The 13514-nt window shown below is 63.8% G+C and carries 11 protein-coding genes; 5 read left to right on the top strand and 6 right to left on the bottom strand.

Features of this window, described 5'->3' with window-relative positions:
* Nucleotides 1-229: 229 nt before the first annotated feature.
* From sseA to IH615_RS14645, 5 genes are all read right to left on the bottom strand, one after another.
* Entirely contained in the window at nt 230-1063 is an 834-nt protein-coding gene (gene sseA / locus IH615_RS14665; RefSeq protein WP_291362784.1) for a 3-mercaptopyruvate sulfurtransferase, read from the bottom strand.
* Nucleotides 1064-1154: 91 nt separating this feature from the next.
* Complete coding sequence (locus tag IH615_RS14660) at nt 1155-2213, bottom strand: ABC transporter ATP-binding protein (RefSeq protein WP_291362783.1); 1059 nt, start codon at nt 2211-2213, stop codon at nt 1155-1157.
* Between the two features lie 2 nt (nt 2214-2215).
* Entirely contained in the window at nt 2216-3007 is a 792-nt protein-coding gene (locus tag IH615_RS14655; protein ID WP_291362782.1) for an ABC transporter permease, read from the bottom strand.
* A complete protein-coding gene (locus IH615_RS14650; RefSeq protein WP_291362781.1) occupies nt 3004-3879 on the bottom strand; it encodes an ABC transporter permease subunit in 876 nt (291 codons plus the stop codon). The genes IH615_RS14655 and IH615_RS14650 overlap by 4 nt, the downstream gene beginning before the upstream one ends.
* Before the next feature lie 95 nt (nt 3880-3974).
* Nucleotides 3975-5048: an ABC transporter substrate-binding protein gene (locus IH615_RS14645; protein WP_291362790.1), complete on the bottom strand. Its 1074-nt coding sequence runs from the start codon at nt 5046-5048 to the stop codon at nt 3975-3977.
* 428 nt (nt 5049-5476) lie between these two features.
* On the opposite strand from IH615_RS14645, the gene IH615_RS14640 reads away from it, so the two are divergent.
* From IH615_RS14640 to IH615_RS14625, 4 genes are all read left to right on the top strand, one after another.
* Nucleotides 5477-6739, top strand: coding sequence for an imelysin family protein (locus IH615_RS14640; RefSeq protein ID WP_291362779.1), 1263 nt, complete (start codon nt 5477-5479; stop codon nt 6737-6739).
* A gap of 167 nt (nt 6740-6906) precedes the next feature.
* A complete protein-coding gene (locus IH615_RS14635) occupies nt 6907-8418 on the top strand; it encodes a di-heme oxidoredictase family protein (protein ID WP_291362778.1) in 1512 nt (503 codons plus the stop codon).
* Nucleotides 8418-9485 (top strand): imelysin family protein, encoded by a 1068-nt coding sequence (locus tag IH615_RS14630; protein ID WP_291362775.1) that lies wholly within the window; start codon nt 8418-8420, stop codon nt 9483-9485. Before IH615_RS14635 ends, IH615_RS14630 begins: the two co-directional genes overlap by 1 nt.
* Before the next feature lie 3 nt (nt 9486-9488).
* Nucleotides 9489-10580 (top strand): DUF1513 domain-containing protein, encoded by a 1092-nt coding sequence (locus IH615_RS14625; RefSeq protein WP_291362773.1) that lies wholly within the window; start codon nt 9489-9491, stop codon nt 10578-10580.
* Between the two features lie 18 nt (nt 10581-10598).
* On the opposite strand, the gene IH615_RS14620 is transcribed toward IH615_RS14625, so the two are convergent.
* Entirely contained in the window at nt 10599-11615 is a 1017-nt protein-coding gene (locus IH615_RS14620) for a substrate-binding domain-containing protein (protein ID WP_291362772.1), read from the bottom strand.
* 499 nt (nt 11616-12114) lie between these two features.
* Between IH615_RS14620 and IH615_RS14615 the strand changes: the two genes are divergently transcribed.
* Entirely contained in the window at nt 12115-13386 is a 1272-nt protein-coding gene (locus IH615_RS14615) for an ABC transporter substrate-binding protein (protein WP_291362770.1), read from the top strand.
* Nucleotides 13387-13514: the final 128 nt, after the last annotated feature.

Here is a 13514-nt window from a genome sequence, read left to right as displayed (position 1 = left end):
CCGAACCTGCCCAAAACCCCAGTCGTGTGAAGCGGCTTTCGCCTCTTCAATAATCAAACAGGCGGCGCAAGCCGTCGGGGCGAAAGCCGCTTCATGCCGTGTAACCGCGACGCTTCCGGGCCGGGCGGCAATGTCCGCTCGGCCGCCGGTCGTAGCTAGGCGCGACGTCAAGAAGGGGTGGGAACGGATGAACCCGGTCGGCGGCCACCGGACCGACGAAGCTGCGGGGTCAGGTCTCCACCTCGGCATCCTTGCGGGAGCCCCATTCGGCCCAGGAGCCGTCATAGACGGCGACCTGTTCGGCGCCGGCGAGTTCGGCGGCGAGGGCGAGGGTGGCGGCGGTGATGCCGGAGCCGCAGGAGGTGATGAGCGGCTTGCTGAGGTCGATGCCGCGGTCCGCGAAGAGCTGGGACAGTTCGCCCGGCGATTTCATCTGGCCGGCTTCGGTCAGGAGGCTCACCGGGAGATTGACGCTGTTGGGAATGTGGCCACCGCGCAGGCCGGCGCGGGGCTCGGGGACTTCGGCGTGGAAGCGCGGGGCGGGCCGGGCATCGGCAATCTGGGCGGCGCCGTCCTGGCTGCGGTCTCGCACGATTTCGAAGGTGGCGACGCGGTCCGGGTCGAAATCGGTGTGGAAGACTTGGCGCGGGCGGGTGACGAGGCCTGTCTCGGTAGCGCGGCGCTCGGCGCGCCATTTGGGTCCTCCGCCCGAGAGTATGCGGACATCGCCGGCGCCCATGGTGCGGAAGGTCCACCAGACGCGCGGGGCGGAGAACAGGCCCAACTCGTCATAGATGACTATGGTCATGGTCTCGGAAATGCCCAGGGCGCCCACCATGCGGGCAAAATCGTTGGGCGCGGGAAGCATGTGGGGCAGGTTGGTCGTGGTGTCGGCGACGCCGTCGATGTCGAAGAACACAGCGCCCGGGATGTGGCCGGCGAGATATTCGGCCTGGGCATTGCGGGCGGCATTGGGCATGTGCCAGCTGCCGTCAAGGACGACCAGGTTGGGATCACTCAGATGGGCGGCAAGCCAGTCGGTAGAGACGAAGGGGGATTCCATTGGGGTGTCGACTCCTTCGATACCGGCCAGTCGTACCCTCCTCCCAACCTTCGCCGCAAGGGGGAAGGCGCCACAGGCTCACGCGCAATCGCTAGAGCACCAGCAGGTCCTTGCTGGCGAGGCTGATGGTCACGGGTTCGCCGCGGCTGGGCGGGGCCGTCCGCTGGTCGTTGAACGTGTCCAGGCTCAATGTGTTCCGGCCCAGCGCAATGCGCAAGCGGATCACCGAGCCGAGGAAGGTGACATCGGCAATGGTGCCCGTGAGGGTGATGTCATTGCCCTCGCGCGCGCCGACGGACAGCACTTCGGGGCGAAGCGTGAGCGAGACAGGCGCGCCGGCGCTCGCGGTCGCGGGCAGGGTGGGCACGGTGACCGTCTGGCCATCGATATCGACCAGCCCCGTGGCGGCGTCGACGACCGTTGCCTCGATGGTGTTGAGGTGGCCGACAAAGGTGGCGACGAAGCGGGTGGCCGGCTTGTTGTAGACTTCGTGCGGGGCGCCGAGCTGTTCGATACTGCCCGAATTCATCACCACGATGCGGTCGGAGATGGAGAGGGCCTCTTCCTGGTCGTGGGTGACGAAGACGGTGGTTATGCCCAGGTCGAGCTGGATGGCGCGGATTTCCTCGCGCAGGGAAACGCGGATCTTGGCGTCGAGGGCAGACAGCGGCTCGTCGAGCAGCAGCATGCGCGGACGGGGGGCGATGGCGCGGGCGAGGGCGACGCGCTGCTGCTGGCCGCCACTCATTTCATAGGGGTAACGCCTCTCGAAGCCGGGCAGGCCGATGAGTTTCAGCATTTCATCAACGCGGGCGCGGCGTTCCTCGGCCGGCATGCCCGCGATCTTGAGGCCGAAGCCGATATTGTCGCCGACATTGAGATTGGGGAACAGGGCATAGGCCTGGAACACCATGCCGAGCTGGCGCTGGTTGGGCTTGAGGGTGGTGATATCCTGCCCATCGACCAGGATGGAGCCGGAAGTCGGGGTCTCGAAGCCGGCGATCATGCGCAGGATCGTGGTCTTGCCGCAGCCGGAGGGACCGAGCAGCGAGATGAACTCGCCCTTGTCGAAGGCGAAGCTGACCTCCTTGACCACGGTGGTGGTGCCGAAGGTCTTGGTGAGGTTCTGGACGTCGAGAAAGGCTGCCATGGTCAGTCTGTCCTGGCGGAGGTGCGGGGGGCGAAGCGGCCGAGCACGTTGATCATGCCCATGGCACCCCAGGTGATGATGAAGGAAATGATGGCCAGGGCCGCCGGCTCATAGGCGCGGTTGGCGCCGATATTCTGCAGGTAGGGGCCGAAGGCCGGGCGGTTGAGGAGGCTGGCAATGGTGAATTCACCGATGACAATGGCGAAGGTCAGGAAGGCGCCAGACAGCACCGCCACCAGGATATTGGGCAGGATGATCCGGCCGATGATCTGGGCAGTGTTGGCGCCGGCAATCTGGGCGGCCTCTGTGAGGGTCTGGATGTCGATGGTGCGCATGCCGGTATCGACGGCACGATACATGTAGGGCAAAGCCAGGGTGACATAGGCGCAGGTCAGCAGGATATCGGTGCCGAGGGCGCTGCCGGTAAAGGGGATGATCGAGGAGGAATTGTAGAGCCGGATATAGCCATAGACGAGCACGATGGCCGGAATGATCAGCGGCATCAGCGTGATGAACTCGACAGCGGGTCTGAGCCACGGCAGGCGCAGCCGCACGAAGTAGACGGCCGGCACAACCACCAGAATGCCCACGACAATCGAGAACAGGCCGATGACGGCCGAATAGCCGAACGTTGCCTGGAAACGCGGGTCGGAAAAGACCGAGGCGTAGCTGTCGAAGCTGTAATAGCCGCGCCGCATGCTGAGCGAAAACATGAACGTGGCAACGAGCGGGATAATAAAGTAGGCGGCGCCCAGGCCGAAAACCAGCCAGGACCAGAATTTGTTGGGTTTCATTTCATCCACCTCTCGGCGCGGGCGGAGATGACGAGATAGATGATGTTGGCAGTGGCGGTGATCAGGATCATGCCCAAGGCCAAAGCGGCGCCCAGGCCCGGATTCTGCAGCGCGTCGCCGCGTATCTGGGCGTAGAGCAGAATGGGCACGATGTTGAGCGAGGAGCCGGTGAGGGCATAGGCGGTGGCGATGGCGCCGAAGGCATTTGCGAAGAGCAGGCTCAGCGTGCCCAGGAAGCTTGGCCACAGGATCGGCAGCCCCACATAGCGCCAGAACTGCCAGGGCGATGCCCCCAGGATTGCCGCCGCTTCGCTCCATTCCTTCTTGAGCCCGTCGACGGCTGGCGCAATGATGAGGATCATCAGCGGGATCTGGAAGTAGAGATAGGTCAGGGTCAGGCCCCAGAAGCTCAGCAGGTTGAAGCCCGACTTGTAGAGGTCGATGCCGATGAACTTGAGTATGACGGTCACCAGGCCCAGCCGCCCCAGGGTCGAGATAAAGGCGAAGGCCAGTGGGACACCGGCGAAATTGGACGCCACCCCGGAAAAGGTCATGACGGCGGCGCGCAGGCCCTCGGGCAGGCGGCCACGGATGATCGCCAGCGCAATCGCCAGGCCGACCAAGGCACCCAATATGGCCGAGGCGCCGGAAATGCGGATGGAAATCCAGTAGGCGGCGATGATCTGGTCGGTGAAAAGGCCGGCTATGTTTTCGAGGGTGAACTGGCCGTCGCGGCCAATGAAAGCGGCACCGACCAGATAAAGGGTGGGCAGCATCAGAAACAGCACGGCAAAGATGATGAATGGCGCCACACCGAGCCACTCGAACGAGAGGCGCCGCCTTGTACGCTGCCCTGCAGTGGTATCGGTCATCTTCCCTTGCCCCCAAGGACTCAACCCGTTCCGGACCACGTGCGGCCGGATAGAAAGTGCCTCCGCCGCATCGGCGGCGGAGGCGTTGAGCGGAATTACTCGGAGATGTTGGCGCCGACCACGGCGTCCCACTGGCCGGTAATGACAGCCTTGGCGGCGTTCTGCTGCTCGATGGTCGGGAACACGGCCTTGGCATAGGCTTCGGCAGCCGGGAGGGCGTCGAGCAGATCCTGAGGAATGTTGCCGGCTTCGGCGAGCGCGTTGAAGCGGATCGGGTGGCAATAGCCCTTCAGCCAGCCAAGCTGACCTTCGTCCGAGTAGAGGTATTCCATCCAAAGCTTGGCAGCGTTGGGATGGGGCGCATGGGCAGAGATGGCCTGCACATAGACGCCGGCGACAACGCCGGTTGCCGGGACGACGATCTCGGCGGCGGGGTTGCCCTCGAAGCTGTCGCGCCAGGCGAGCAGGTTGTAGTCCCAGGCGATCAGGATCGGGGTGGTGCCCTGGGCAACCGAGGCGGCTTTGCCGATGACAGGCACGAAGTTGCCAGCGTCGTTGACGGCCTTGAAGAATTCGAGGCCAGCCTCGGCGGCGCCTTCATGAGTGCCGGTCTTGCCCAGGCCAGCGGCATAAACGCCCTGGATAGCCTGGTTGGAGGCACGCGGATCGCCAGCAAGAGCGACCGAGGAGGCGTATTCCGGCTTGGTCAGGTCGGCCCAGTCGGCAGGGACTTCCGAGACGAGATCGGTATTCACCAGCATGGCCATGGCGCCATAGTAGTCGCCATACCAGAAGCCATCGGCATCCTTGGCGTCGTCAGGAATGTCTTCCCAGGTGGAGACCTTGTAGGCCTGAAGCAGGCCCTCATCCTTGGCCTGCGGGCCGAAGGAGAGACCGATATCGAGCACGTCGGGCGCCTGCGGGCCAGTATTGCCGATATTGGCGCGGACCGCTTCGAGCTCGTCGGCCGAGCCTGCATCGGGGTTCAGTTCGTTGACGGTGATGCCCGGATACTTGGCCTTGAAGCCGGCGATCACCTCGCCATAGCCGCACCAGGAGTGGGGCAAAGCGATGGTGGTGAGCTGGCCCTCGGTCTTGGCGGCTTCATAGAGCGCGTCGAGGTCGGTCTGGGCGAAAGCGGGGGCAGAAACGGCGAGTATGGCGAGCATCGAAACGGATGCGCCAAGGGTCTGCTTGATGGACATGTTCAGTCTCCCTGAAAGTCGTTCGAGATCGTCCATCTGGGGACGGTCCGGCGAACTGAGGAGGCAAGTAGTGTGGTGGTATGACAGTGCGATGACGGCCTGTAGAAGCGCACATGACGGCCGCAGGGCGGCCTGTGACGCCCACTCTTCAACCGATTGCGCGCAATCCCCCGCCCAAGCCCCAGCCTCCCTGCTGCAATTGTGACAGTGCCCGTTTGTGACAGTTTAGTCCAGATGGTCAAAAATTGGGTGAGGCGGATCGATCTTGCTGGTCGGGACGGCGGACGCAAGGGTGGCTTCGTACTTTAGACTCTCTCTAAACTATTGAAATTGAATTGCTTTATAAAGATGACAAAGGTAGTCCAGTTGGAAAATCACCTGGAGGATCGCTCATGATCTCGACACAGCGCACCCTGCGCAGCTTTGCCATTGCCCTGACGCTGTCCGTGGCACCAATGGCCGCCCATGCCCAAGCGCCCGATGATGCCGCTGTGCTGGCAAACTATGCCGACATCGCACTGGCGGGTTACGAGGATTCCCTGGTGACCGCCAAGACGCTGGACGCTGCCATCGATGCGCTGATTGCAAGCCCGAGCGAAGCGACACTCGCGGCAGCCAGGGATGCCTGGAAGGCGGCGCGTATTCCCTACCAGCAGACCGAGGCCTTCCGCTTCGGCAATCCAATCGTTGATGAGTGGGAAGGGCGGGTGAATGCCTGGCCGCTGGACGAGGGTCTGATCGACTATGTCGATGCCAGCTATGGCAGCGAGAGCGACAGCAATGGCCTCTATGTCGCCAATGTCATTGCCAATCCCAGGATCACCATCGATGGGGTCGAGCTGGACGCCAGCCTGATAACCCCAAGCTTGCTGCAAGAAAGCCTGCAGGAAGCTGCGGGCGTGGAGTCAAATGTGGCGACCGGCTACCATGCCATCGAATTCCTGCTCTGGGGGCAGGATCTGAATGGGACCGGTCCCGGCGCCGGGGCACGGCCGTTCACCGACTATTCGAGCGCCGAGTATGCCGATCGACGTGCGGCCTATCTCAAGGCGGCCTCGACGCTGCTGGTTGATGATCTCGAAGAGATGGTGGGTAACTGGACTGCTGAGGGCGCGGCTCGTGCGGCGCTGCCGGAACTGGGGATTTCGGCAATCCTGACCGGCATGGGCTCGCTGAGCTTTGGCGAGCTGGCCGGCGAGCGGATGAAGCTGGGCTTGCTGCTGCACGATCCGGAGGAGGAGCATGACTGCTTCTCGGACAATACGCATGTGTCGCATCTCAATGACGCGCTGGGCGTGCGAAATGTCTATCTCGGCAAGTATGTCCGCACCGACGGTTCGGTGGTCGATGGCCCGTCGCTGTCGGAGGTGATTGCGGCCAAGGATACGGCGCTTGATGCCGAAATCAAGGCGCTGCTGGATGACACCGTCGCCAAGATGAATGTGATGGCTGAGCGCGCCGAGGGCGGCGAGGCCTATGACCAGCAGATCGGCGAGGGCAATGCGGAAGGCAATGCCGTGGTGCAGGCGGCGATTGACGGTCTGATCGCGCAGACACGCGGCATCGAACGGGCCGTTGCGCTGCTGGAGCTTGAACATGCGGTGACGATCGAGGACAGCGACAGCCTGAGCAACCCGGATGCGGTGTTCCAGTAGGCGATAGCCTATCCACCAACCACGGTGTCACCCCGGCTCCGTCCGGGGTTCATCCTGAGGTCCTTTCCGCGTCCAGCGCGCGTGCAGTCATCTCAGGATGGATTCCGGCCTTCGCCGGAATGACATTGGGATTGTTTGAAACTGCGCCCAGCCAATAGAAGCACGCCATGAAAACCCGCCTCACTGCTACTCTCCTCGTCCTGCTCGCTGGAGGCCTGGCCATTGCGCAGGATCATCCGGTCCGCGCTGACCTGACGGCGGAAGACCTGGCGCGCGTGGTTGCCGTGACGGCGCCGACCACCGACTTTTCGCGGGCGGAGAATTTTGAAGCCAAGCCGGCGGGAGCAGGGACGACGACATTTGCGCCCAATGCCGATGCGTTCAGCCATTTCCTCGACAATCTGAGCTTTGAGCAGGAAGAGCAGTTCAAGCTGGGCAATGCGCTGTTCCGCAAGGTCTGGGTTTCGTCGCCCAGTTCGACGCAGGCGTCAGACGGGCTGGGGCCGTTGTTCAATGCGCGGGGCTGCCAGAGCTGCCACATCAAGGATGGGCGTGGGCACCCGCCGTTTGAAGGGCAGGCGGAGAATGTGTCGATGTTCCTGCGGCTATCGGTGCCGCCGGGCGCGGACGATACGCGGATGGCGCTGGACGGCGTGGTGGCCGGCGAAGTGGGTGACCCGACCTATGGCACGCAGTTGCAGGATTTCGCGGTGCCCGGACTCAAGGCCGAAGGGCGGATGGTGATCGACTACACGGAGCTGCCGGTTACGCTGGGTGACGGCACTCAGGTGACGCTGCGGGCGCCGCATTATTCGGCGGCCGACCTGGCTTACGGACCTTTGGCAGAGGACGTCATGCTGTCGCCGCGGCTGGCCAATCCGATGATCGGGCTGGGGCTGGTGGAGCAGGTTCCCGTCGAGGATATTCTTGCACTGGCCGACCCGGAAGACCGTGATGGCGACGGCATTTCCGGTCGGGCGAACTGGACCATCGAGCCCGTCAGCCAGAGTGTCATGCTGGGGCGGTTCGGCTGGAAGGCGGGGATGGCCACCATCCGCAGCCAGTCGGCGGCGGCGTTTGCCGGCGATATCGGCATTTCGACGCCGCTGGTCAACCGGCCGCATGGCGACTGCACCGAGAAGCAGGCGGAATGCCTGGCCATGCCCACGGGCGAGCAGGTGCGGCTGGGCGCCAGCGAGGCGCCGGACCCGGTGCTGGATCTCGTGACATTCTATGCGCAAACGCTGGGCGTGCCAGAACGGCGCGACGTGGACGATCCGGCGGTGCTGCGGGGTAAGGCGGCGTTTTATGGCGCGGGCTGCGCCAGCTGCCATGTGCCCAAATTCGTCACCAGCCGCACGGCCGTAAATCCGGCGCACCGGTTCCAGCTGATCTGGCCCTATGCGGATTTTCTGCTGCATGACCTGGGCGCGGGATTGGCTGACAATCGCCCCGAGGGACTGGCGGATGGCCAGGAATGGCGGACGCCGCCGCTCTGGGGCATCGGGCTCACCGAGACCGTATCCGGGCACACATTTTTCCTCCATGATGGCCGGGCTCGCAACCTCGTCGAGGCCATTCTGTGGCATGGCGGAGAGGCGCAAGCCGCGCGCGATGCCTTCGCGCAGATGTCTCAAGCCACGCGCGACGATGTCGTCGCCTTTCTGGAATCGCTCTGATGCGCCTGGTGCTGATCGTTCTGATGTTGTTCTGCGCGGGCCCGGCGCTGGCGCAGGCCATTACCCCGGCCCAGGTGTTGGCAGCGGCGGTGAATCAGGTGATCCGCCCCAGCGTTGCCGCGTTCAAGAACCGCGCCAACGGGCTGGAGAGCGCCATGGGTGGGCTTTGCGCCGCTCCTTCGGATCGGGCGCTCGGCATTGCCCGCCAGCAATTCGGCCTGACCGCACAGGCCTATGGGCGGATCGAGTTCCTGCGGATCGGGCCGTTGATGGAGGACAATCGCGCGGATCGGCTGCTGTTCTGGCCGGATCGGCGTGGCATCGGGCTCAAGCAGGTGCAGGCCATTCTGGCGGAAGAGGATGCCAGTGCGACCGAGGTAATGGGCCTGCGCGAGAAAAGCGTGGCGGTGCAGGGCCTTGGCGCGCTGGAATTTGTGCTGTTCGGCACGGATGCGGAGGGGCTGTTGGGGGCCGGTGGCGCCTTTCGCTGCCGCTATGGACAGGCCATCGCGGCCAATATCAGCAGCATTGCCGACCAGGTGGCGATGGGCTGGTATCGCTATGACGGGGTCGCTTCGCACCTGACGCGGCCAGTGCCTGAAAATGCCGATTACCGCAGCGAAACCGAGGCGCTGGAGGCCTTGGTGGGCCTGTTGTCCCATGGCCTGGAGGGGCTGCGCGACACCAGGATCAACCCGTTCATCGCCCAGGGCGATGCGGCGTCCAATCCGAAGCAGGCCCTGTTCTGGCGCTCGGGGCTGACCATGGCAATGATCGCCGCCAATATCGAGGGCATGGAGGCGTTGGTGGCGGGTTCGGGCCTGGCGCGGGCGGTCGGGGCCGAACATGGGGGGCTGGACAATTCGATTGCCTTCGAGTTCCGCAATGCCCATCGGGCGATCGGGCTGGTGACGTTGCCGGTGGAGCAGGCAGTGGCGGACGAGAAGCAGGCTCTGGCGCTCGACTACCTGGTTATCGTCACGCAATCGCTGCAGGGGCTGATCGGCGAACAATTGTCCGGGGCGCTGGGCCTTTCAGTGGGTTTCTCGTCGCTGGATGGCGACTGAGCCATGTGGCAGCGGCGGGCCTTTCTGAAGTCGGCCGGGGCGGGCTTCGCGGCGGGCTTGTTGCCGCGGCAGGTGCAGGCGCTGGAGCGCAACGAACTGGTCTTTGCCAGCGCGGTACAGACGGCAGGTGGTGGCTATGGCGCGGTGCTGCTGGGAGAGCGGGGCGATGTCATCGCGACAATCGACCTGCCGGACCGGGGGCACGATATCACCATCAGCCGCGAGGCCGGGCGGGGCGTGGTGTTTGCCCGGCAACCGGGGACGTTTGCCCTGGTGTTTGACCCTGCTGGCCGCGAGGCGCCGGTGACGCTTACCAGCGTGGAAGGGCGGCATTTTTTCGGGCATGGCCTGTTCTCGCCCGATGGGCGGCTGCTCTATGCGACCGAGAGTGATTTCGAGGCGGCACGGGGCGTCGTCGGGATCTATGACGCCACCGACGGCTATCGGCGCATCGGTGAATTTTCGACCTATGGCACCGGGCCGCATGAAATGCTGCTGATGCCCGATGGAGTGACTCTGGTCGTGGCCAATGGCGGGATCGAGACGCATCCCGATTTCGGCCGGGCCGAACTCAATATCGAGACAATGGACCCCTCGGTGGTGTTCATCGACAGGCGTGACGGGGCGCTAGTGGGGCAGTTGCGGCTCGATGCCGGGTTGCACCAGCTATCGATCCGCCACATGGCGATCGATGGACGCGGGCGGGTCTGGTTCGGTTGCCAGTACAAGGGCGCATCAGGGGACAGTCCGCAGCTGGTTGGCCATGCGACCATGGATGGCGAGATCAGCCTTATCGACCTGCCACCGGGCACGCTGGTCGACCTGCGCAACTATGTGGGGTCGGTTGCCGCATCGGCCGATGGCGCGATGGTGGCGGTGTCCTCGCCGGAAGGCGACCTGCTGGTGGCCATCGACGTCGAGGGCAGGCGGCCGGTGCTGGTGGAAACGCTGCGCAATGGCTGCGGGCTGGCGGCGGACGGCAGAGGGTTCGTGGCGACCAGCGGCGAGGGCGAGATGGTCGGCCTGGCCGGGTCGGAGCGCGCGCCGCAGAGGTTCGATTTTCTCTTCGACAACCACGTGCTGCGCGTGGACTAGCCTGAGGCGGGGGGGGCGCTATTGCGGCGCCGGTCCCGAGCTTTCGCGGAGGACCAGCTCGACCGGCCAGAGCTCATGCACATCGGCGACCGGCTTGCCGCCGAGGACCTGCAGGATCAGCTCGGCGATCCGCATGCCGGCCTGGCGGATGGAGGAGCGCGTCGTCGACATGCTGGGATACATGTTGTCGGCGTTGAGATAGGGGAAGACGTCGTCATGGGCGATCATGGAGACGTCCTTGCCCAGCACCAGCCCAGCCTGGCGGATGGCGCGGAACACGCCAAGGGCAGTCATCATCGAGCCGGCGAGGAAGGCGGTGGGGCGGGGGCGCAGCTCGAGCATGGCCTGGGCCATGCGGAACGCCACTTCGTCGGTGAAGAGTGAATTGCCCATCAGCGCTGCGTCGAAAGGCACACCGCGCGCCGACAAGGCCGCGAGGTAGCCGATTTCGCGGTGTTCGGCAAAGGTGCGGCCCTTGACGCCATTGAGCAGGGCGATGCGGCGGTGCCCCAGATCGAGGAGGTGGCCGGTGGCGCGCTCCATGGCGCCGGTATTGTCGATGTCGAGCCAGGCGATCGGCGCGCCGATATTGGTGCGGCCATGCATCACAAAGGGAATCTTGAGGTCGAGCAGCAGTTCGGCGCGCGCGTCGTGGAGCGTTGGCGAGTGGAGCACTATGGCGTCCACTTTCTGGCTGGCTGCCAGCCGCCGATAGGCGCTCATCTCATCCTGGAAGTTATCCACGGTGATCAGCAGGATGTCGATTTCCTCGGTGCTCATTCGGCCGCTCATGCCGGCCATGAACTCGCTCATATGCGGACCGAGTTCCCCCACCCCGCGCAGCACCAGGCCGATCGCGCCCGAGCGGCCGGTGGCAAGGCGCAGGGCGCTGGCATTGGGGCGGTAGCCCAGGCGCGCAGCCGTTTCGGCGACGCGCAGACGGGTGGTCTCATTGACTTCGGGATAGCCATTGAGCGCACGACTGACTGTGGTCTGCGACAGGCCGAGATGTTCGGCCAAATCCTTCAGTCTCATTGCTGCAACTGGCCCCATGGCACGACATGACCAACGCTTCTGGGCGGCGTCTCTGCTTGGGCGCGCACCCGGTCACCTTGCCTTTAGGGCAGGCAGGCCGCCTTGAACAGCGGTTCCTGCTCCCTCCTCCGTCGATCATTCAAAGCGATTTCAAATTTTGATGCAAGAGCCGAAATTGCAGCCAATTCTTTGAGGTGCGTACGTCAGTTAAAATGGCAGTGATATTCACCTATGAGGCAGCGGCAAGAGTATAAGATATTGATATATAACACTAAAATTCTGTTCAGTCGAAAATTTCACAAAAATCCGTTGAGTGACCGCTTGACAGAATTTCGGCGCTCTGGTTCCTTTTCGTTCAAAGCGCTTTGGAAATGTAGGCGGAACAGCCGCTGAAACGGGGCGCTTTTGCAGGGAGGAGAATCGCTCGGGGCCGGCGCCAAAAGCGCAGGGCCGGATCGGTGCGCCTCCCTGACAGTTGGTTCATTCGGGAGGATATCTAATGAAAATCAACAAGTTGCTCGTCGGTCTGTTGACGAGTGTGACGCTGGTGGTGGGCTCGGCCCAGGCTGCCGACCTGTCGATCGTGTCGGGCGACACCGGCAATGGCCTCGCATTCCTGCGCAGCCAGCTCGACAAGTTCGAGGCCGATACGGGCCACACCGTCACTGTCGTGCCGATGCCATCCTCGACCTCCGACCAGTTCGGCCAGTACCGCCTGTGGCTCGCTGCCGGCAATACCGACATCGACGTGTACCAGACCGACGTGATCTGGGCGCCGCAGCTTGCGGACCAGTTCCTCGACCTGACCGAAGCCGCCGCAGGCGTGGTGGGCGACCACTTCCCCTCGATCATCGAGTCACAGACGGTTGACGGCAAGCTCGTTGCCCTGCCGGCCTTCACCGACGCTCCGGCGCTCTACTACCGCAAGGACCTGCTGGAAAAGTACGGCAAGACCGTGCCGACCACCTGGGCCGAAATGGAAGCGACCGCCAAGGAAATCATGGATGCCGAGCGCGCTGCCGGTAACCCTGAAATGTGGGGTTTCGTGTTCCAGGGCAACGCCTATGAAGGCCTGACCTGCGATGCCCTCGAATGGGTCATGTCCAATGGCGGCGGCCAGATCGTGGAAGCCGATGGCACCATCTCGATCAACAATGAACAGGCTGCTGCCGCTATCGATCGCGCTGCCAGCTGGATCGGGACGATCTCGCCGGAAGGCAACCTGGCCTATCAGGAAGAAGAAAGCCGCGGCGTATGGCAACTCGGCAATGCCGTGTTCCACCGCAACTGGCCCTATGCCTATTCGCTCGGCAACGGCGATGACTCGGCGGTGAAGGGCCTGTTCGACGTGGCTCCGCTGCCCAAGGGCGACGGCCCGGACGCACGTTCGGCTGCAACCCTGGGCGGCTGGAACGTGGCCGTGTCCAAGTACTCGCCCGATCCGGAAGCCGCTATCGAACTCGCGCTCTTCCTGAGCTCGACCGAAGTGCAGAAGGAACGCGCGATCAACCAGTCCAACCTGCCCACCATCGTTTCGCTCTATGACGATGCGGATGTCGCGGCTGCCCAGCCGATCATCCCGAGCTGGAAGGATATCTTCCTCAATGCAGTGCCGCGTCCGTCGGCACCGACCAAGGTCAAGTACAACGAGGTCTCCTCGCTGTTCTGGAGCGCCGTGCACAACACCCTTTCGGGTAACGGCACCGCGGCGGAGAACCTCGAATTGCTCGAGGCCGACCTGACCGACCTCAAGGGCGGCGAGGCCTGGTAAGTCCTCCCAGGTCTCAGATGCAAGGCGGACGGCTGGGGTTTCCCGGTCGCCCGCTTTGCGCGATGATTGCCATAGGCGCATGGACCGTCAGGTGAATCCCTGGCGCACACCACAATAAGCGCAATAAC

The organism is Devosia sp., from assembly GCF_014860165.1.
In the GTDB taxonomy this organism is placed as follows: Bacteria; Pseudomonadota; Alphaproteobacteria; order Rhizobiales; family Devosiaceae; genus Devosia.
The sequence above is the reverse complement of the archived record's forward strand: the minus strand, read 5'-3'. Positions and strand labels throughout refer to the sequence as shown.

Coding starts and splice junctions, on each gene's coding strand:
- sseA (WP_291362784.1), bottom strand. CDS start 1,063: ATGGAATCCCCCTTCGTCTCTACCGACTGGCTTGCCGCCCATCTGAGT.
- IH615_RS14660 (WP_291362783.1), bottom strand. CDS start 2,213: ATGGCAGCCTTTCTCGACGTCCAGAACCTCACCAAGACCTTCGGCACC.
- IH615_RS14655 (WP_291362782.1), bottom strand. CDS start 3,007: ATGAAACCCAACAAATTCTGGTCCTGGCTGGTTTTCGGCCTGGGCGCC.
- IH615_RS14650 (WP_291362781.1), bottom strand. CDS start 3,879: ATGACCGATACCACTGCAGGGCAGCGTACAAGGCGGCGCCTCTCGTTC.
- IH615_RS14645 (WP_291362790.1), bottom strand. CDS start 5,048: ATGCTCGCCATACTCGCCGTTTCTGCCCCCGCTTTCGCCCAGACCGAC.
- IH615_RS14640 (WP_291362779.1), top strand. CDS start 5,477: ATGATCTCGACACAGCGCACCCTGCGCAGCTTTGCCATTGCCCTGACG.
- IH615_RS14635 (WP_291362778.1), top strand. CDS start 6,907: ATGAAAACCCGCCTCACTGCTACTCTCCTCGTCCTGCTCGCTGGAGGC.
- IH615_RS14630 (WP_291362775.1), top strand. CDS start 8,418: ATGCGCCTGGTGCTGATCGTTCTGATGTTGTTCTGCGCGGGCCCGGCG.
- IH615_RS14625 (WP_291362773.1), top strand. CDS start 9,489: ATGTGGCAGCGGCGGGCCTTTCTGAAGTCGGCCGGGGCGGGCTTCGCG.
- IH615_RS14620 (WP_291362772.1), bottom strand. CDS start 11,615: ATGAGACTGAAGGATTTGGCCGAACATCTCGGCCTGTCGCAGACCACA.
- IH615_RS14615 (WP_291362770.1), top strand. CDS start 12,115: ATGAAAATCAACAAGTTGCTCGTCGGTCTGTTGACGAGTGTGACGCTG.